Annotated in this window: 18 protein-coding genes; 9 read left to right on the top strand and 9 right to left on the bottom strand. The window is 62.3% G+C overall.

Annotated features, from left to right (window positions below):
* Positions 1-5: 5 nt before the first annotated feature.
* Together EN852_RS11710 and EN852_RS11705 are read left to right on the top strand one after the other, a co-directional pair.
* A complete protein-coding gene (locus tag EN852_RS11710; RefSeq protein ID WP_127873946.1) occupies positions 6-1,442 on the top strand; it encodes a glycosyltransferase family 1 protein in 1,437 nt (478 codons plus the stop codon).
* A 238-nt stretch (positions 1,443-1,680) separates the two neighbouring features.
* Complete coding sequence (locus EN852_RS11705; protein ID WP_127873947.1) at positions 1,681-2,235, top strand: HdeD family acid-resistance protein; 555 nt, start codon at positions 1,681-1,683, stop codon at positions 2,233-2,235.
* A 79-nt stretch (positions 2,236-2,314) separates the two neighbouring features.
* Here the strand turns inward: EN852_RS11705 and EN852_RS11700 are convergent, their stop codons facing one another.
* The 3 genes from EN852_RS11700 to EN852_RS11690 form a co-directional block, all read right to left on the bottom strand.
* A complete protein-coding gene (locus EN852_RS11700) occupies positions 2,315-3,016 on the bottom strand; it encodes a hypothetical protein (RefSeq protein WP_127873948.1) in 702 nt (233 codons plus the stop codon).
* Between the two features lie 92 nt (positions 3,017-3,108).
* Complete coding sequence (locus tag EN852_RS11695; RefSeq protein ID WP_127873949.1) at positions 3,109-4,092, bottom strand: bifunctional riboflavin kinase/FAD synthetase; 984 nt, start codon at positions 4,090-4,092, stop codon at positions 3,109-3,111.
* Between the two features lie 32 nt (positions 4,093-4,124).
* Entirely contained in the window at positions 4,125-4,973 is an 849-nt protein-coding gene (locus EN852_RS11690) for a TIGR01459 family HAD-type hydrolase (RefSeq protein ID WP_127865442.1), read from the bottom strand.
* A gap of 282 nt (positions 4,974-5,255) precedes the next feature.
* On the opposite strand from EN852_RS11690, the gene EN852_RS11685 reads away from it, so the two are divergent.
* Together EN852_RS11685 and EN852_RS11680 are read left to right on the top strand one after the other, a co-directional pair.
* Positions 5,256-7,226: a TadE/TadG family type IV pilus assembly protein gene (locus EN852_RS11685; RefSeq protein ID WP_127873950.1), complete on the top strand. Its 1,971-nt coding sequence runs from the start codon at positions 5,256-5,258 to the stop codon at positions 7,224-7,226.
* A gap of 24 nt (positions 7,227-7,250) precedes the next feature.
* A complete protein-coding gene (locus tag EN852_RS11680) occupies positions 7,251-9,224 on the top strand; it encodes a TadE/TadG family type IV pilus assembly protein (RefSeq protein WP_127873951.1) in 1,974 nt (657 codons plus the stop codon).
* A 56-nt stretch (positions 9,225-9,280) separates the two neighbouring features.
* Here the strand turns inward: EN852_RS11680 and EN852_RS11675 are convergent, their stop codons facing one another.
* Positions 9,281-10,261, bottom strand: a complete 981-nt coding sequence (locus EN852_RS11675; protein ID WP_246694248.1) for an SDR family oxidoreductase — start codon at positions 10,259-10,261, stop codon at positions 9,281-9,283.
* Between EN852_RS11675 and EN852_RS11670 the strand changes: the two genes are divergently transcribed.
* A complete protein-coding gene (locus EN852_RS11670) occupies positions 10,241-10,873 on the top strand; it encodes a LysE family translocator (RefSeq protein WP_127873952.1) in 633 nt (210 codons plus the stop codon). The two genes, EN852_RS11675 and EN852_RS11670, sit on opposite strands and share 21 nt — an antisense overlap.
* Before the next feature lie 69 nt (positions 10,874-10,942).
* On the opposite strand, the gene EN852_RS11665 is transcribed toward EN852_RS11670, so the two are convergent.
* Positions 10,943-11,767 (bottom strand): DUF2189 domain-containing protein, encoded by an 825-nt coding sequence (locus EN852_RS11665; protein ID WP_127873953.1) that lies wholly within the window; start codon positions 11,765-11,767, stop codon positions 10,943-10,945.
* A 168-nt stretch (positions 11,768-11,935) separates the two neighbouring features.
* Between EN852_RS11665 and EN852_RS11660 the strand changes: the two genes are divergently transcribed.
* Positions 11,936-12,442 (top strand): CAP domain-containing protein, encoded by a 507-nt coding sequence (locus EN852_RS11660; protein ID WP_127873954.1) that lies wholly within the window; start codon positions 11,936-11,938, stop codon positions 12,440-12,442.
* A gap of 142 nt (positions 12,443-12,584) precedes the next feature.
* Positions 12,585-13,013 (top strand): hypothetical protein, encoded by a 429-nt coding sequence (locus tag EN852_RS11655; protein WP_127873955.1) that lies wholly within the window; start codon positions 12,585-12,587, stop codon positions 13,011-13,013.
* A gap of 52 nt (positions 13,014-13,065) precedes the next feature.
* Here the strand turns inward: EN852_RS11655 and EN852_RS11650 are convergent, their stop codons facing one another.
* From EN852_RS11650 to EN852_RS11635, 4 genes are all read right to left on the bottom strand, one after another.
* The gene (locus EN852_RS11650; RefSeq protein ID WP_127873956.1) at positions 13,066-14,598 is read right to left on the bottom strand and encodes a DHA2 family efflux MFS transporter permease subunit; all 1,533 of its coding nucleotides are present in this window, start codon (positions 14,596-14,598) and stop codon (positions 13,066-13,068) included.
* Between the two features lie 407 nt (positions 14,599-15,005).
* On the bottom strand, positions 15,006-16,205 hold the full coding sequence (locus EN852_RS11645; RefSeq protein WP_127873957.1) for an HlyD family secretion protein: 1,200 nt from the start codon (positions 16,203-16,205) through the stop codon (positions 15,006-15,008).
* On the bottom strand, positions 16,202-16,681 hold the full coding sequence (locus EN852_RS11640) for a MarR family transcriptional regulator (protein WP_127873958.1): 480 nt from the start codon (positions 16,679-16,681) through the stop codon (positions 16,202-16,204). Before EN852_RS11640 ends, EN852_RS11645 begins: the two co-directional genes overlap by 4 nt.
* A gap of 80 nt (positions 16,682-16,761) precedes the next feature.
* Positions 16,762-17,871: a glycosyltransferase family 4 protein gene (locus EN852_RS11635; protein WP_127873959.1), complete on the bottom strand. Its 1,110-nt coding sequence runs from the start codon at positions 17,869-17,871 to the stop codon at positions 16,762-16,764.
* Positions 17,872-18,162: 291 nt separating this feature from the next.
* On the opposite strand from EN852_RS11635, the gene EN852_RS11630 reads away from it, so the two are divergent.
* Positions 18,163-19,029 carry a glycosyl hydrolase family 43 gene (locus EN852_RS11630; RefSeq protein WP_210238232.1) on the top strand — a complete coding sequence of 289 codons (867 nt, stop codon included), beginning with the start codon at positions 18,163-18,165 and terminating at the stop codon, positions 19,027-19,029.
* A 163-nt stretch (positions 19,030-19,192) separates the two neighbouring features.
* Positions 19,193-19,801, top strand: coding sequence for a CDP-alcohol phosphatidyltransferase family protein (locus EN852_RS11625; RefSeq protein WP_127873961.1), 609 nt, complete (start codon positions 19,193-19,195; stop codon positions 19,799-19,801).
* Positions 19,802-19,824: the final 23 nt, after the last annotated feature.

Below are 19,824 nucleotides of genomic sequence, written 5' to 3'. Positions count from 1 at the left end.
GGTTGATGCGGCTTGTCGTAGATCTCACCAGCATGGCGCGCTGGCTCGGCCCTCCGGTCGGCCTGGTCCGCGTGCAGCGGCATTACAGCGCGGCCGCAGCCGCGTTCACGGCCTCCGAGGTGGCGTTCACGGTGTTCGACCCGGTCGACCGGGTCCTCAAGCAGGTTTCGCCGCGGATTGCGGCAGAAATCACCGCCGGCGACATCTCATGCGACATGAGTTTCCATCCGGACCCGGCGCGCATCAAGATGCGGTTTTACGATCGCTGGCCGAACTGGGCGCGGCGGGCGCTGGTGGCGATCATGAAACCGCGCCGTGTCCTGATAACGGAAATCGGCGCGTTCGTCCGGCACAATCCCGGCAGCGGTTTTCGTCCTTTCCTCGAGCGGATCGAAAACCGCCTTATGAAAGCGAATGAACGGCGGCTGATCGCTCGCGAGGACGGTTCGAAGGTGCGGATCGTGCCGCTGCGGACGGTGGCCGGCAACAAACACGACCTCATACCCGGCGACCATCTGCTTTTGATGAACAACGACTGGTGGCACACCGATATCGAGCTCATTTCGCGCGAGTGCCGCTCGGCCGGCGCAAAGCTGGTCGTGCTGCTGAACGACATCATACCGATCCAGTTTCCCGAATGGTACAAACCGCACGACGTCACGAGATTCACGGATTACGTGAATCGGGCGATCGGGCTGGCGGACCGATTCATCCTGACGTCGAAGCGTGTCACCGCCGATATGGAGGAGCATGCCGCCGGGCTCGGCCTTCACCTGCCGGAACTGAAACTGGTCCCGCTCGGCTGCGACAGCGCGCGCAAATCGAAGGCGGGCGGCCCCCTGCCGGACGGACTTGAGACAGGCCGCTACATCCTGTTCGTTTCCACCATCGAACCGCGCAAGAACCATTCGTTGCTCATGGACGTCTGGCGGCGCCTCGTTCAGGACGGAACGGTCGCGCATAGCGGCATGAAGCTGGTTTTCGTCGGCCGCAGCGGCTGGATGGTCGATGCGGTCCTGGCGAAACTTCACAGCCATCCCGACTACGGCCGGAGCCTTGTCCATCTCGACAACGTCGATGACGGAACGTTGTCCCTGCTCTACCAAAACAGTGCGTTCTGCGTGTACCCGTCGCTCTATGAGGGATACGGACTGCCGCCCGTGGAGGCGCTGGCCTACGGAAAGGCGCTGATCGCCTCGACAGGCGGAGCCATTCCCGAAGTGGTGGGTCCGTTCGGACTCTGCCTTGACCCACTCGATGACGAAGGATGGGAAAAGGCCATGCGGGAATGGATCACCTCGCCCGAGGTCCGGACTTCCTATGAAGCGAAGGCCGGCGAATTCACGGCGCGAAGCTGGGAGCAGGCTGGCCGGGAGACGCTGGAGGCCACGCTTGCGCCGTTCCCGGATGAAGTCACGCCGGCGCGAGAACGAGCGCCTTAGTTTCACCGTTTCACGGAAACGGCGAACCGCTCTATCTCCTCGTTTTCACGCAATTCCCGGCGGAAGGCTACGGCGAACGCGCCGAACCTAACCGCTCACACTTTCCTGGAATTGCTCCAGGCTCGGGCACAGCCCGGTCGCCCGTGGGTTCCGCTCGTGTTGCTGGACGGACAATGCCATTCAGTCTAGCTTCCTTTCACCGCACGACTGGTGGTGAATTTTCGAGGGAGATGAAACCATGACTTTGCCAAGCGACGCTCTCAGAGACGCAATCGGCCAGACGCGGGACAAATGGGGATGGTTCGTGGCGCTCGGCGTGCTGCTGCTGATCTTCGGCGGCATCGCCTTCGGCAATCTTTTCATCGCCACCGTGGCCTCGGTCTACGTGGTCGGCTGGTTGATGCTGATGGCTGGCATCATCGAGATCATCCACGCGTTCGGGGTCAAGACCTGGGGACGGTTCTTCTATTGGCTGCTGAGCGGCCTGCTCTACGCCGTCGCCGGCTTTTTCGCCTTCGACAACCCGCTGCTCGCCTCGGCGGTGCTGACGCTGCTGCTGGCCATCGCGCTCATCGCCTCGGGACTCTTGCGGTCCTGGGTGGCCTTCAGCCACCGGCCGGAGCAAGGCTGGGGATGGCTGCTCGCGGCCGGCATCATCACCATTCTGCTCGGCCTGATGATCGCCATGGGCTGGCCAATCAACAGCCTTTGGGTGCTTGGCATCTTCCTGGCGATCGACTTGGTCTTCCAGGGCTGGAGTTTCATCGCCATCGGGCTGGCGCTGAAGCGGTAGAAGCAAGCGGCGATCAGAACGCGATTTCGCTATCCAGTTGCGAGAGCGGGCGCACGCCCGCCAACGCGCTCGTCTTCGTTTACGGCAACGGCTTTTGGTTCGAACCGTCTCGCATCCCGCCGACATGATCCAGTAGGCGCGCTTTGTATGTGAATTCTCCAACGTGTCCGATTTCTTCGTCGACAAGGGCGCAAATCTGGCCGTTGCAGAGCTCGGTCCATCTGTTGCAGAAGGAGAGATCCTCGGAAGTATAGTTGTTCTTCGTCGCGATCGGATCGAAGAAGCCGTAGTGCGGCGGACCTGACCTGTCTGGCCTCCATTGGCGAAGCTCTCCCGTGTCAACCATCTGCTCAAGAACTGTACGATGGACAAGCGTCAGTCCCATGCCCACGCCAGCGACTTGGCAAATACCGTTCAGCACGTGAAGCCGCGTTTGGTCGCCGACATTGACGACGAAGTCCTCGAGCGAAGATGAAGCCAGTCGCCGTTTGGGATAGACGCAGCCGATGATCGACCGATCCAGTTGCAGCATCCGGAATACCGTCTGCGGCCTGAATTCCATATCGCTGTCAACGAACAGCAGGTGCGTGCGTTCAGGCTGCGACAGCGCAATCGAAGCCAGGTGATTTCGATTGGCCGCGACATCGGCGCTGTCACGATATCTGATTTCGAAGAGGACGCCGCGCGCCGCGAAATTCGAACACAAAGCAACTAGGCTGACGGCGCACTGGACCTTCATATTGCCGCCATAACAGGCAATCGCGACGAGAATATTCGTCATGAGCATCTCCCAGCCTTTGCAGTAGAGCAGAATCGAGAAGAGGCCACAATTCCTGGTTCGACGCTTGCCGGATCTGCCTCAAAACCGCGAGATCAGAACGCGATTTCGCTATCCAGTTGCGACAGCGGCCGCGCGCCCGCCAGCAGCGCCCTCGCCTCGGCCTCGTCCTTCTTCATCTGCGCCACCAGCGCGTCGAGGCCGTCGAATTTGAGCTCCGGGCGCAGGAAGCCGAAGAACGACACCTGGCAGGTCTGGCCATAGAGATCGCCGGAAAAATCGAAGACGTAAGTCTCGAGCAGCGGCGCGCCATTGTCGTCGACGGTCGGGCGGCGGCCGAAGCTGGCGACGCCGTCATGAAGCATGCCGTCGGGACGACGGAATCGGACGGCGTAGATCCCTTCCCTCAGGGCGGCTTCGGGCGAAAGCCGCATATTGGCGGTCGGGAAACCGAGCGTGCGGCCAAGCTGCTGGCCGCCGATCACTTCGGCCTCAACGGTGAAATGGTAACCGAGCAGGCCGGCGGCCTCCTCTACCTTGCCTTCGGTGAGCAGTCCGCGAATGCGGCTCGACGAGACTACTTCGGCGCCTTCATCGCGGAAGGCATCGACGAGCGTCACGCCGAAGCCATGCCGTTCTCCCGCCGCCATCAGGAAAGCCGGGCCGCCCTGGCGATCCTTGCCGAAATGAAAGTCGAAGCCGGTAACGGCATGGTGGATGCCAAGATTCTTCTCCAGCACATCGGTCACGAAAGCCTCGGCGGAGAGCGAGGCGAAATCACGCGTGAACGGCTGCTCGACCAAAGCGGCAAAGCCAAGTTCGGCGAGCAGCCGTGCCTTCATCGGCGGCGGCGTCAGCACGAAGAGCGGCACCTCCGGCCGGAACACCTTGCGCGGATGCGGCTCGAAGGTGAGCACCAGGGCGGGCACGCCATTGCGGCCGGCCTCAGCCAGCGCGCGCTCCAGGACGGCCTGGTGGCCGCGATGGACGCCGTCGAAATTGCCGATCGCCACGACGCCGCCGCGCAAATGCGCAGGCAGCGGCGTGGCCGTGGAAAGACGTTTGAAGGTTTGCGTCATGTCGAGGCGCCCGTCATGGCCAGACTATCAACCTATTGCAGGCGCGGAATGACGGCGACCGGCCGGTAGCCGTGCTTTTCGAGAAAGGCCGCCAGCCTTGCGGGATCGTCGCCATGCTCACGCGCATGGATACCGCCCGAGACATAGAGCACGTCAAAGCCGTTGTCGGCCGCGCCCTTGACATCGGTCATCATGCCGTCGCCGATGGCGAGAACCTCGCTTCGTTCGACGGCGCGACCGAGCAATCCGGCGACCTCCTTCATCGCGACATGGTAGATGGGCGCGAAAGGCTTGCCGGCAATCAACGTACGGCCGCCCAGTTGCGCGTAATCCCGCGCGAGCGCGCCGGCGCACCAGATGGTGCGCTCGCCGCGCTCCACCAGGATATCCGGATTGGCGCAAATGAACGGCAGGTTGCGGGCGCGCAGCCGCTGCAGCAATTCGGCATAGTCGGCGGGCTTCTCGACCTCGTCGTCATAGAGACCGGTGCAGACGACACCCGAGGCCTCGAATTCCTCGACAAGATCGACATCGAGCCCGTCATAGAGCGTGAAATCGCGCTCCGGCCCGATATGGAAGATCCGCCTTGGGCCGTCGGCGATCAGGTCGCGCGTCACGTCGCCGGAAGTAACGACCCGGTCACAGGCGTCGGCGGGAACACCGATGACCTTCATCTGGGCAATGACGTCGGCGCTGCGGCGTGGCGAATTGGTGATCAGCACGACAGGCACGTTGGCCGCGCGTGCCCGGGCAAGCGCGGCGGCGGCCGCCGGAAAATGCCATTCGCCATTGTGCACGACGCCCCATACGTCGCACAGTATGGCCGCGTAGCGCCCCGCAAGATCGTCGAGCGAGGTGATGATGTCAGGCGAATCCGCCATGCCGTGTCCCTGATTTTGATTCCTGGCAGGCCGCGACAGACAGTCGGCCACGGACGGTCCCGCATAACCGAAGCGTTTGATCCTGTCACGAGCTTTCCCGATCGCCACATGCCGGGCCTCGCTCTCGCTCGCCCGGACGCACAGGGTTAACGCGCGGTCAAAAAAGCGGTGCGTTCTTGATAGTTTCGCGCAAGCTGAAATTTAACGATTTATGACCATGGTACGACGGCAACTGCGACCATGGTCGTATATCGGCATGGATCCTTGGCGGGGGTAAATGCAATGATCCGCGATTTTTTTCGCGACAGGCGGGGTAACTACGCCTTGATGACGGTTATCACGATGATACCGCTGATGGGCGCCGTGGCGATCGCCGTCGACTACACCGAGTTGATCAGGCAGAAGCAGGAAACGCTGAACGCGCTCGACGCGGCGGGTATCGCCACAGCGCAGCAGATCGTCTCGGGGGCCAGCGACGATCAGGTAAGGGCTTTCGCCAAACAATTCTTCGAAGCAAATCTCTCGCATGTCGCCGCGGCAAACACGGCGCTGACAGTTACCTTGCCAAACAACAATACCGGCGGCGGCACGCTGGTTCTCCAGGCCTCGCTCAAATACAAGCCCTATTTCCTGCCGGTGGCCATCATGCTGCTCAATGGCGGCACCGCCGGAGAAACCAACGTAAGTGTGAGTGCCAGATCGGAAGTCCGGCTCAAGAACACGCTCGAAGTAGCGCTGGTGCTCGACAATTCCGGCTCGATGAGCATCAACGGCTCGGGCACCGGCCAGAAACGCATCGACCTCCTCAAGCAGGCGGCGAAACAGCTGGTCGACACGCTAGCGCTGCAAGCCCAGCAGATGAAACAGATCTCAAAGCCGGTGCAGTTCTCGCTGGTGCCGTTCTCGGCCTCCGTCAATGTCGGCCCGACGCACGACCAGGATCCGTGGATGGATCTGAACGGCGTCTCGCCGATCCACCATGAGGATTTCGACTGGTCGACTATGAGTTCGGCCAACGACCCCAACAAGTACGCGCAGAAGGTCGGCGGCATATGGTACAAGCGCGGCGCCGGCTGGGGAGACACCAAGGATCAGCCGCTCACCCGCTTCAGCCTCTATTCCGACATGACCGTCGAGTCCGACCGCGAGACGGTGCAGCCTCCAAGGCAATATGTCTGCGACGTCACCAATAGAGACGGCAGCTGCAACAAAGGCCACTGGGTCACGCCGTCCCCGACCTATGTCTATACCACCAGCCGCTATGCAAGCTGGCAGGGTTGCGTGGAGGCCAGGCCGTACCCTTACAATGACGACGACACCACGCCGGACAGCGCCAATCCGGCCACGCTGTTCGTGCCGATGTTCGCCCCCGACGAGGCCGGCACGCTTTGGCGCGATTTCAACCGCGACGGCATCAATGACGTCAGCAGCGTCGGCTACGGCTATGGTAACAACTGGTGGGCGGATTGGCCCTATTCGTCCAACCCGACGGCGTCGCAGCGCCAGTCCGACATGCGCAAATATTTCCTGGTCAAGCCATATGGTTCGGCGTCCGCGAGCTACGGCGACGGCCCGAACGCGGCTTGCACGACCAGCCCGATCACGCCGCTCAAGGATGTCAGCGTGGCGGCAGAGAAACAGGAACTGGATGACGCCATCGACGACATGGCGCCGACCGGCAACACCAACGTGCCCGAAGGCCTTGCCTGGGGCTGGCGAACCGTGTCCAGCAACGAGCCGTTCACCGAAGGCCGGCCGAACAGCGAAAAGGGCAACGACAAGGTGGTCATCGTCCTGACCGATGGCGCCAACACCTACAGCGCCGTCGGCGACTCCGGCTACGCCAACAACCGGTCCACCTATGCCGCTTACGGATATACCGGGCTGACCTACCCCGGTTCAGGCAGCGTCACACGCTTGTTCATGAACACGAGCAGCGCCGTGCCGAAGACCACCTACACCGACAGCAACTACACCGCCGCGCTCGACGAGAACATGCAGACGCTTTGCTCCAATGCCAAGGCTGCCGGGGTCATCGTGATGACCGTCTCGCTCGACCTGGTCGACACCAAGACCGACGAAAAGAAGGCCATGGCCGCCCTCAAGGCCTGCGCATCGGACTCGCGTTTCCGCAGGGACCCAACCGACCCAAGCAAGCCCGCGAAGCTGTTCTGGAACTCGACCGGCGCGACGCTTTCGGACGACTTCAAGGCGATCGGCAACGAATTGTCGAACCTGCGCATCGTCAGTTGAACTACCAGGGGGCCGCTCGAGCAAATGCGCAAATTCTGGCATCAATTCTGCCGTGACCGGCGCGGCAACTATGCCCTCGTGACGGCAGTAGCCATGGTTCCGCTGATGGGGGCCTTGGCGGTGGGCGTCGACTTCACAGAGCTCAATCGCGAGAAGCAGATGGTGCTCAACGCGCTCGACTCGGCCAATTTCGCCTCTGCGGTGCGCCTCTCGCAGGGCGCGTCGGACGACGAGATCAAGGCCTATGCATCTGCCTTCCTCAATTCAAATCTCAACACCGTCGATCCCGCCAACATTGCGCTCGATGTCACGCTGCCGGGCAGCCAGACCGGCGGCGGCCTGATGAAGCTTTGCGCGACGCTCACCTATCATCCCTATTTCCTTCCGGCGGCGGCGCTGCTCAGCGGCGCGTCGGACGGCGACGCGCATAAGCCGATCCAGGTCGAGATGTGTTCCCAGGTGCGGCTGAAGAACACGCTGGAAGTGGCGATGGTGCTCGACAATTCGGGCTCCATGACAACGCCAGGCACCGGCTCGGGACAGAAGCGCATCGACCTGCTCAAGCAGGCCGCCAAGCAGCTTGTCGACACGCTGGCGCAGCAGGCAGCGCAGATCAAGCAGATCGACAAACCTGTGCAGTTCAGCCTCGTGCCGTTCGCGGCCTCGGTCAATGTCGGGCCGGACAACGACAACGCCCCGTGGATGGACGTCTACGGGCTGTCTCCGATCGCCAACGAGAATTTCGACTGGTCGACGCTGAATGCGCCCGACAAACATGCCCAGAAGATCAACGGCATCTGGTACAAGAAAGGCACCGGCTGGGGCACTGAAGAAGACGAGGTTCTCAGCCGCTTCGAGCTCTATCAAGACATGAAGGTGGTGACCAGCCACGAGCGCATCATCGGCAGCGCGCGCAGCGTCTGCGATACATACCGCTCGAACCACACCTGTTCGCACAGCCACACGGAATACGATTACAACGACACCTACGGGCCATTCGCCAGTTGGCAGGGCTGTGTCGAGGTCCGTCCCTATCCTTACAATGTCGACGACACGCCGGCCTTGGGCGGCCCGAACAACACCGGTATCGGCGTCGGCGATCCCGCAACCATGTTCGTGCCGATGTTCGCGCCGGACGAACCCGGCAATCATTGGAAGGTTACTCAGAACCCCAGGGAGCCGGATCCGGTGACCTATGGCGCGGCGAACAGCTGGTGGAACGACGACCCATCGAGCACCACGGGCAAGACCAGGCAGTCGAACATGGCCAAGTACTTTCAGCCGCGGCCGATCGATGCTCCGACCCTTGGTTCGGGCGCCGGCCCGAACTACAGCTGCACCACCACGCCGATCACGCCGCTCACCGACGTCACCCACGCGGCCGGGCTTGCAGCCATCAAGGCTGCGATCGACCTCATGCAGCCCAACGGCAACACCAATGTGCCCGAAGGAATGGCCTGGGGCTGGCGCACCGTGTCGAGCGCGCCGCCCTTCACCGAGGGCCGTCCGGAAACCGAGCGCGGCAACGACAAGGTCGTCATTGTCCTCACGGACGGAGAGAATACTTACTCGACGGTCAGCTCCGACCCGGCCGGCAACAAGTCAACCTACGCGGCCTATGGCTATACCGGCGTCGGCTATAACGGTACCTCGGTCACCCGTCTGTTCGGCGGCACGTCGAGCGCGATCGGCCAGTTCAACTATTCGTCGAGCAACTATACCGCCGCGATGAACGAGCAGATGGCGAAGCTGTGCGACAATGCCAAGGCCGGCAACATCATGGTGATGACGGTGGCGCTCGACATGTCCTCGACCAGTTCGAGCGACCAGAAGGCCATGGCGGCGCTGAAAGCATGTTCTTCCGACTCCCGTTTCCGCAAGGATCCGACGGATCCAAGCAAGCCGGCCAAGCTGTTCTGGAACGCCACCGGCGCAACGCTCTCCGACAATTTCAAGGAGATCGCGAACGAGCTGTCGAACCTGCGGGTTGTGGGGTAAGGCCGGAAATCAGAAACGGGCGTTGAATGTCAGCATCCAGGCCCTGAAAGCACGGTTCACGATGCGGGCAATGTCGCTGAAGGGCCCGTCTTTGACGCCAGCAATTGGCCGCCGTCGACCGCGATCGTTTGCCCCGTAATCCAACTTGCCATTTCGCTCGCCAGGAACAGAGCAACTTTTGCAATCTCCTCCGGCGTGCCAAATCGCCCCCAAGGTATGCCGTCGAGCGTGCGCTGATACAGTTGGGGATCGGAGGTTCTACGGTGGTCCCACACGCCGCCTGGAAATTCGATCGAACCAGGCGCGATGCCGTTTACCCGAATGCGTTTTGGCGCGAGCGCCAACCCCTGGCCCATTGTGTAGTTGACGAGTGCCGCCTTGATCGCGGCGTAAGGCAGAGTGCGCGGCACCGCCCTGAAACCGGAAATCGACGCGATGTTGATGATGACACTACCCCCCGCTCTTTCCATGAACGGGATGGCTGCCTGGGTGGTGCGCACCGTCGCCATCAAGTCGACGTCGATGCTGGCTCGCCAGCCGCTCTCGTCATCCCTCATGCCGATGCCCGACGCATTGTTGACCAGGATGTCGATGCCATCGAGCGCGCTAACGGCCTCCGCTACAAAGCTTGCGGGTGCAGATGCCTCCGCGAGATCGCATCGCATTGCGAAAACGTTCCCTCCATGCCGCTTCAGCTCGACCTCAGCCGCTTCGAGACCCGGCGCACCGCGGGCGCAGATCGCGACATCGGCGCCTTCCGCCGCAAATGCCAGAGCGATCGACCGGCCGATGCCGCGACTGGCACCCGTTACAACAACCTTTTTGCCCTTGAAGGAGATTTGCATAGCGTCGACCCGTGCAAAGCTGGTGAATGGAATGTATTGGATTATCACCTCCTGGTCGAGAAACGGCCGGATCTGGCGGCATCGAGGCTGGCGCAACGGCCGGCGCCTTGAAGCCCTTGTGCCGTTCTGCGCGGCAGGGCACATCTCAGGCGCGCTTTCCAGGAGACGCCCGTGCCCGACGCCGCCAATCATCTCACCTTCGCGCTGATCTGCCTCGGCATGGTGCTGACGCCCGGCCCGAACATGATCTACCTGATCTCGCGCTCGCTGTCGCAAGGGCCGAAGGCCGGGCTGATCTCGCTCGGCGGTGTGGCGCTGGGCTTCCTGTTCTACGTGGTCTGCGCGGCCTTCGGCATCACCGCGCTCATCTTCGCCGTGCCTTTTGCCTATGATGCGCTGCGCTTCGCAGGCGCGCTTTATCTTCTGTGGCTCGCCTGGCAGGCGCTAAGGCCCGGCGGACGCTCGCCCTTCCAGGTCCGCGAATTGCCCAGGGACAGGCCGCGCAAGCTTTTCGCCATGGGCCTGATGACCAACCTGCTCAACCCGAAGGTCGCGGTGCTCTATCTATCGCTCTTGCCGCAGTTCATCAATCCGGCGAAGGGCCATGTTTTGTCACAGCTTCTGGTGCTCGGCGTGACACAGATCTCGATCAGCCTGACGGTCAATACCATCATCGCGGTGACCGCCGGCTCGATCGCTAATTTCCTCGCCGGACGGCCGTTCTGGCTGGTCGTTCAGCGCTGGATGATGGGCACGGTTCTAACCGCGCTGGCGCTGAAGATGGCGACCGACGCGCAGAGATAGGGTGCATTGATAATTCAGGTGAGACCGGCCTGACCTGGATCTCAACGCACCCTAAGGGCCGTCACAATTTTACATCGGCCGGCGCACCGGCCGGATCTGCTCCGGCTCGACCACCTTGCGATAGAGGTGCCAGGTTGCATGGCCAAGGATCGGCATGACGACGGCGAGGCCGGCAAACAGCGGGATCGAGCCGATCACCAGCAGCACCGCGACCGTCAGGCCCCAGAGCGCCATCGTCAGCGGATTGGCCATCACAGCGCGGGCCGAGGTCTCGATTGCCGAGACGGCGCCGACATCACGGTCGAGCAGCAGCGGGAAAGCAATGACGGTGGTGGCCAAAACGACAACGGCGAAGACGAAACCGACGGCGTTGCCGACGAGGATCAGCGTCCAGCCCTTGCCGGTCGTCAGCACGTCACGCACGAAAGCGCCGACCGAAGCGGGTGGCTCGGCGCCGAACAGGCTGGTGTAGAGCGACTGCGCGGTGAACAGCCACAACAGGAACAGCGCGAAGAGCAGGATGCCGATGACGGCGATCGACGGCAGCGCCGGCGAATGGCGCACGTCCAAAGCATGGTGCCAGCGGCTGCTCATGCCAAGCTCGCGCCGGCGGCTGATCTCGTAGAGGCCGATGGCCGCGAACGGACCGATCAGCGCGAAACCGGACATCAGCGGATAGACGAGCTGGATCGCGTTCGAGCCCGAGCTCCATTGCGTCAGGATCAGGCCGACGATCGGATAGATCAGGCACAGGAACACGTAATGCGAAGGCTTGGCCCAGAAATCCTTGGCGCCGAGCTTCAGCGCGTCCCAAAGGTCCGCGGTCGAGATGTGGCGCACCGTGGGCTGAACATGCGCGCCGTACGCGTCCGTCATGACATGAAAACCGGCCATAACCGTCCTCCGTTTTTGTCGGGAGGCGGTCACCGCCAGGGTGGCCGCCCATGGCTGCCACTTTCAAGAACGCGCGGATGATAACCGATCTTCCGGCAAAAGTCGCCGCCTCCCTCGATTTTCATCGGTTGCCCGGCAAAAGCCACGATCGGCAGTATCAGAGGCCGGATGAGCATCTCGACCACCGCCCTCCCCACTATGAACCGTCGCATGCTGATCAAGGCCGCAGGCCTGGCAGCACTTGCCGGCATCGCCGCCTGCAGCACGGTGTCCGTGCCGATCGGCGAAGGCGCCGGCGTTTCGTCTTCCGCCACGAGCACCTTGAGCACGATCCGCACATCGGCTGGACTGCCGGCGCTGACCCCCGATGCGCAGCTCGAGCAGGCGGCGCTGCAGCAGGCCGGCTACATGGCGTCGCGCGAGCGCATGAGCCACACCACCGGCTGGGGCAAGGATTTCGCCTCGCGCATGAAGGACAATGGCGTGCGCGGCGCGGCGGCTGAAAACATCGCCGAGGGCCGTTTCGACCAGCAAAAGCTGTTCGACATCTGGATGCACTCGGACGGCCACCGCCGCAACATGCTCGATCCGGATTTCAGCCGTTTCGGGCTCGCTTATGTGCGCGACGGCCGCGATCCTGCCTTGCGCTACTGGGCGCTGGTGCTCGGCCGCTGAAAGCGGCGAGCCGCCAGCGGGCGGCTCCGCCAACGGAGCCGGTCGGTATGCGAACGCAGCCGGCGGTAGCGCTGTTTTCCATCTGCACCCATTGGGCTAAGGTGACACGGACACGAAATCGAGACCGCCGGGGGAATGCGATATGCGGACCAGCTGCATAGTCCTGATCGGGCTTCTATCGATCGCCCCCGCAGCCGCGGAGGATGTCCAGTGTCCGGAAGGCAGTCAATTGCCGCAGGATATAGACAACACACCCGATTGCCTGGCGGCCCACAAGTTACATCAGGCTTGCGCCTGGGGATCGAGCGGTGACGAATTCATGTCGGAAGCCGTGATCGACAAGTGCAAGGCCGGGTTTTTCGATCGACTGAGCCACAGGCAAATGCGCCTGTACGAAAGGCGCCTCGAAGCGTGCGGTGAACGCTACCCCGTCACCGAGGAAGGCGGGTCAATCCAGATATACCTGTCATCGATGTGCGCCGAGGATCTCGCTGCGACTTACTTCAAGGCCGCAAAGGGTGGGCGAATTGCGGCCACGCCACGCTGGAGCGTGCCCAATATACCTGAGTGAACGAACCACTCGCCCGTATCGGTTCCATGCACGCGGACTGAAGCTGGCCGCTTCAATCCATATGCGCTGCAGGCGCACCCCCTGCCGGTGCCGCCTTCGGCTTGCGCAGCAGGACGACGAACGGGATCGCGATCAGCGTCATCACCATCAGGATTTTGAAGTCGTTGATGTAGGAGATCATCATCGCCTGGGCATTCACCGCACGGTCGACCTGCGACAGCGCCGCGGCGTCGCCGCTGGCGGCCGCCGGCGAGGCAGCCCAAAGGTTGGGATTGTAGGGGTTGATAAAGGCCGACAACTCGGTGTGGTTGATCTGCGTGTTGCGCACCATCAGCGCGGCAACCACCGAGACGCCGATCGACGAGCCCAGATTGCGCACCAGGCTGAACAGCGCGGTGGCGTCGGTGCGGTAGCGCGCGTCGAGCGTGGCGAAGGCGACCGTCGACAGCGGCACGAACACCATGCCCATGCCGAGACCTTGGATGACGCCCGAGGTGAGGATCAACCAATTGTCCATCTGCGGCGTGAAGCTTGCCATGGTGTAGAGCGACTGCGCGGTCAGCAGGAAACCGATGGCGACGAGGATCCTCGCATCGAACCTGTGCATGATGCGGCCGACCACCAGCATCGAGATCATCGTGCCGATGCCGCGTGGCCCCAGCACGATGCCGATCGTCACGGTCGGGTAGCCGAAAATATTGGCCAGCATCGGCGGCAACAGCGACATCGAGGCCAGGATCAGCACCCCCATGACGAAGATGAAGCCGAGGCCGGTCACGAAATTGCGGTCGAGGAATATCTTTGGATCGATGAAGGGGTGCTCGGCCGTCACCGTGTGGATGGTGAACACCCAGAAGCCGGTGAGCGACAGAGCGAGCTCGATCCAGATCTCGGCCGAGTTGAACCAGTCGACCTCGCCGCCACGATCAAGCAGGAGCTGCAGCGCGCCGACGCCGAGCGAGAGCATGGCGAAGCCGAAGAAGTCGAAGCCCCGCACGCGCTTTGCGACGACGGGCAGATAGGCGGCCATGCCGAGGAAGGCCAGGATGCCGACCGGCAGGTTGATGAAGAACACCCAGCGCCAGTTGAAGTTCTCCGTCAGCCAGCCGCCCAGCGTCGGGCCCAGGATCGGCCCAAGCATGATGCCGGCGCCCCAAATGGCCATCGCCTGGCCGTGGCGTTCCTTCGGGTTGATGTCGAGCAGGAAGGTCTGCGACAGCGGCACGATGGCCGCGCCGAACACGCCCTGCAGCAGACGGAAGAGCACGATCGTCTCGAGGCTCCAGGCAAGGCCGCAGAGCATGGAGAAGATGGTGAAGCCGACGACGGAGGCGAGGAACAGCTCCTTGCGGCCGAGCCGGTCGGCAAGCCAGCCGGTGACCGGCGTCATGATCGCCGCCGCCACGATATAAGAGGTCAGCACCCAGTTGATGTTGTCGGGCGACGCGCCGAGGTCGCCGGTCATGGTCGGCAGCGCAACGTTGGCGATCGTGGTGTCGAGCGCCTGCATGATCGTCGCCAGCATCAGCGCGACGGTGATCAGCCCGCGATGCGGCACTTCCTTAAAGGGTTCGGGGGTGCTCATGATGCTGAACTTCCAGCAGGTCACAAAAAAATGTACACTAGAGCATGATGCCGAAAAGTGTGGAGCGGTTTTCGGACGATATCATGCTCTATCTCTTTGATTTAGAGCCGGATTCAGATTTGAGGTCGAACAGACCTGAAATCATCCGGCTCTAGGCTTCCGGGCGGCAATGCCTTCCGTTGAGAGACCCTCATCGCGGTGGGACGCGACTATCGATGTGGGGGTTACATCGACTGAAAGTCTCTGTTGGAGCGGATGCCTGCCGCCCGGAAACCTCAGGACCGACGGGTCCGTGACGAAGGTTTCGGTTTCGATCGCGCCGCCAGGCGGCTGATCTTAAACGCTTATCCTTCCCACTCCTCCCATCAGACCAATCCCTGCTCCGCCCCAATCCACGGGGCGTATCGTTACTGCGCGCTCTCCCCTGCCGTGGCATGGCCGAAGATCGACGGCAGGCCGCGCGCCACGCCGGTGTCGACGGTGACGGTCGCGCTCATGCCGGTGCGCAACGCCATCCTGGCGTCAGGATCGGTCAGCTCCAGGCGCACGGGAATGCGCTGCGTGACCTTGACCCAGTTGCCGGTGGCGTTTTGCGCGGGCAGCAGCGAGAATTCCGCGCCCGTGCCGGCGCCGATCGCCTTGACGGTCGCCTCGAAGGTGCGGCCCGGATAGGTGTCTACGACGATCTCGGCCTTCTGGCCCGGCTTCATGTTGGTGAGCTGGGTCTCCTTGAAATTGGCGTCGATCCAGGTGTCGCCGGTCTCGACCAGCGCAAACAGCGGCGTGCCGATGGACACATACTGGCCGACCTTGAAGGAGGCGGCCTGGTAGATGATGCCGTCGGCCGGCGCCTTCACCGTCGTCTGCGCCAGATCGTAGGCCGCCTTGTCGCGCGCGGCCAAAGCAGCCATCACGGTCGGATGCTTGTCGGTCTCGATATCGGGGTTGCCACCGAGCGCCGCCTTGGCGCTAACGATGCCCTGCTCAGCCATCGCAAGCTGCTGTCTGGCCTTGTCGAGATCGTTGCGGGCCTGGTCGAGCGATGCCTTGGCGTTTATGCCCTTCTGCGCCAGATCGGCCGCGCGGTCATATTGCGACTGCGCATAGTCGACCTCGCTTGAGGCGGATTTTTCCTGCGCCATCGCCTGGCTGTAGGCGGCGCGCAGCTGCTCGACGTTGAGGCGCGCGGCGGCGACCGCCGCATCGGCCTGGGCGAGCGCGATCCGGTAAGGCTCGGGATCGATGACGAAGAGAAGCTCGCCCTGCTTGACCTGCTGGTTGTCGGCGATGCCGACCTGGACGATGCGGCCGGCCGTGTCGGAGGCGACCGAAATCCTGGCCTGCTGCAAATTGGCGTTCTCGGTCTCCTGATAACGGCCGCCCGTGACCCAGACATATGCGCCGCCGGCAAGCAGCGCCAGCGGCAGGGTGACCATCAACAGGAAGCGGCCGAGGCGGCGCTTTTTCTTTGGCGCCGCCGGAGCAGGCTGAGGCTCAGGCGCCGCCGTGACCGGAGCGGCCGCCGGCTGCGCCGGGGCTTCAGCGACCGGCTGCGCCGACGCAAGCTTGGCTACGTTGTCGTCTTCTCTCTTGGCTGCCGCGCTCATGCTGCCGCCCCTTCGCTGCTCTTGATCTTTTCCAGGGACGATGCCTCGCCATCCGTCAGGTTCTGCACGATCGTATCCAGAACCCGGATCAGGATGCGCCGGTCTTCCGGCGAAACACCGGTCAAGGACTCCTCATAGACCTCGCCGGCAAGGCTTTTGACATCGGCATAGGCGGCGCTCGCCTTCTCGGTCGGGAAGATCATGCGCACGCGCCGGTCGGTGGCGTCCTGGCGGCGCTCGATCCAGCCGCCCTCTTCCATGCGGTCGACCAGCCGCGAGACGCTGATCGGCTCGATTTCGAGCAGTTCGGCCAGCCGCGCCTGGGTGATGCCTTCTTCCTTGGCGACACGCACCATCAGCCGCCATTGCGCCGAGGAAAGCCCCAACCCGCTGGCACGCGCCTCGAAGCGCTTGCGCATCAGGCGCTGCACGTCGTGGATCAAAAATCCCAATCTGTCGATGCCATCTGAAACCATGAGCGATAGATATAATAAGCGTGCTTATTATTCAAGAGGAGCTTTGCGAATGGACGACTGCGCGTCAGCACTGCAAGCCGTCAACGAGCCTGCCGTGTGATCAAGGATTTGAGCGCGCTGGCATTGTTTTCGATGCTAAACCGGGACCGAACATCCGCTTGAGCGCGATGAGCCATCGTGCGCATGTCGTCCGGGTGAGACAGCGCGTGGTCCAGCCATTGCGCAAAATCATTCGCATTTGGCTCGGCCAGCAGACCGGTTTCCAGATGGGAGATCGTCTCCGGAATACCGCCGATATTGCTTGCCACGATCGGGATGCCGAGTCCCGCCGCCTCAACTTGGGCCAGACCCAACGCTTCGACGAACGAAGGCATGACGACGAGATCCGCCTTCTTCAGGATCGCCGCAACGGATGGCAGTTCACCCATCCAGATTTGATCATAAAGGCCAAGCTCGATTGCCCGTTGCTTGATCGACTCTTGCTCGGGTCCCGATCCAACAATTGCAAAATGAAGCGCGGGCCATCGCGAACGCAATTTCGCTATTGCGTCAAGCATCATAAGGTGGCCTTTCTCTTTGCGGAGCATACCCACCTGCACGATCAGCGTGCCGCGCTTCCTCTCGATCCAATGAGAAAGATCGGAGGGAAGATCAAGGTAACATTCCGCATCAAGTTTTTCGAAATCCACACCCGGATAAATCACTTCGATCCGCTTGGGGTCGACCCGGCTATTGGACAGAATTTTTGATCGCAAATACTTGCTTGGAGTGAATGTAACATCTAGGAAATAGTTATAGCTATATTCTGATATTTTTCCAGCCAGGTATGCTTTGGACCTGATCAGGCGCGGACGATTTCGACCGAAAAGTCGCGCAGCAATTGCGAGATTGTCTGTATCATGACCGCTGTGGCAGAAGCACGCGGCGGGCCGCATTGCAGCGATCAGCCGATATAAACCAATTATCGTGCGCGGATCCGCACCGTTTCTAAACGGAAGTGTCACAGTCCGAATGTTCATTGTCGCCGCTAAAGCCCCGACCCGAGAATTCGGGCGGCAGGCAAGCACCACGTCAATCCCAGACGCTCGAAGTGATCGCATCTGGATCAGCAATTGCCGTTCTTGTCCGCCGATATCGGGTGAGCTTTCGGTAAAAATAACGCTGTCGATTTTTTTGCTGTTTAAAGTCATGACAGTTAAATGGCGGGAATCGCTTGCCTGCTGATCGATACTTTTCTCTGGAGGCGACCGGACGAAGTAGGCGCCTGCTCCAGCCCAACAAATGGATAAGCAAACAAGGCCGTCAGCCTGCCGTATCGCGAATTCACTGCCGAGGGCAATTTAAAAAAGATGTGAAGTCCGCGCCTTGCGGAACAGGGCTTCCCGCCCACAGTACCGCAAACGCGGTTTGCGGGGCTGCACGGTTTGCTGCATAGGTGCGCCGGCGCAGCAGGGAGCGAAACAATGTTCGACATCTGGCAGGTGGGCATCGTCCCGGATCGGATCGGCAACGCACTTGCCCCGCAAGGCCTCGACAAGAGCGGGATCGTCTGGCTGCCGCCTCAAGGGTCGTACCGCTTCATCGCCGACCCGTTCGGCCTCTTCCATGGCGACCGTTTCACGGTGTTGGTCGAGGCCTACGACCACCGGGTGAGACGCGGCGAGATCGACTACTACAGCTACGATCGGGACTGGACCCTCAAGGAGCGTGGCGTGGCGTTGAAGGAGCCATTCCACCTCTCCTATCCGTTCCTGATCCGGCAGGGGGAGGATATCTTCATGCTGCCGGAGGCCTTCAAGAGCGGGCGGCTCACGCTTTACAAGGCGACCGATTTTCCAAAGGCGTGGCAGCCGGTCGCCGTGCTGCTGGACGAGCCGGCGGTCGACGCGGCTGTTTTTCGCCACCAGGAGCGCTGGTGGATGCTCTATGCGCTCAATGGTCCCAACGAACGGGACATGCGCGAGCTGCACGTCTCTTTCGCCGAGAGCCTGACCGGCCCCTGGACCAAGCATCCGCAAAATCCGGTGCGCACGGGACGCGCATCGTCGCGGCTCGGCGGCTCGCCCTTTGAACATGATGGCCAGCTGTATTTGCCGACCCAGGATTGTACAACCGGCTACGGCACAGCCATCAACCTGTTGCGGATCGAGCGCCTGACGCCGGAGGAATTTTCGGCCGACATCGTCAAGCGGCTGTCGCCCGAGGGCTGGCTCGACGGCTTCGACACCGGCCTGCACACGCTGTCGGACGGTGGCGGCGTGACGCTGATCGACGTCCGCCGCTTCGAGCGCACGCCGGAGCGGCACCTCGTCAAGCTGCAGTACTGGCTGCGCAAGCAGATGCGGTGAGCTCGCGGCAGCCGCGATCACGGCGATCCCGCCGCAACGCTTGAGGCGATGCATTCACAGCACGGCATCAACCGTCTGAAAATTCACTGTGTTTTCTGTCGCACGCTAGCGCCTCCATGCTCGCTCATGGTAAAGCTTGCGCCGTGGATCGGGGGATCACGCAATGCCGACGCTCTATGCGCTGAAGCCGGCCTTCCAGGACAGGCTGCGGCCGCTTGTCTGCCGGCTGGCGGCCATGGGGGTGACAGCCAACGGCATAACCCTGCTGGCAGCCGGCCTCTCGATCGCGGTCGGTCTGGCGATCGTGGCGGCGCCCGGTTCGCGCCTGCTCCTCTTGCTCATTCCCCTGGTGCTGTTCGTTCGCATGGCGCTCAACGCCATGGATGGCATGCTGGCGCGGGAACATGGCCAGGCTTCCACGCTTGGCATGTATCTCAACGAAATCTGCGACGTCGTCTCCGACCTGGCGCTCATCCTGCCCTTCGCCGCTTTCCCGCAGTTTGGCGTCTGGGGTGTCTTCGCCTTTGCCATTGCCGCGATGCTCACCGAGTTCGCCGGCGTGCTCGGCATTCCCGCAGGGATCGGGCGCAACTATGCCGGGCCGTTCGGCAAGAGCGACAGAGCGCTGGGGCTCGGCGTGGTGGCGGCTTTGTGCGGCGTCGGTCTGTGGCCGGCGGCGATTGCGCCGTTTGTGTTTCCGGCCATGGCTACGCTTTCGCTGCTGACCGCCATAAACCGGATACGCGCCGGTCTTAGTGGCAACACCGGCTAAGCATCCAGGCCCGCGATGCCGTC

Origin of the sequence: Mesorhizobium sp. M2E.F.Ca.ET.209.01.1.1 (assembly GCF_004010375.2) — a bacterium.
In the GTDB taxonomy this organism is placed as follows: domain Bacteria; phylum Pseudomonadota; class Alphaproteobacteria; order Rhizobiales; family Rhizobiaceae; genus Mesorhizobium.
Note: the sequence above shows the minus strand (reverse complement) of the source record. Positions and strands in the feature narration are given on the sequence as shown.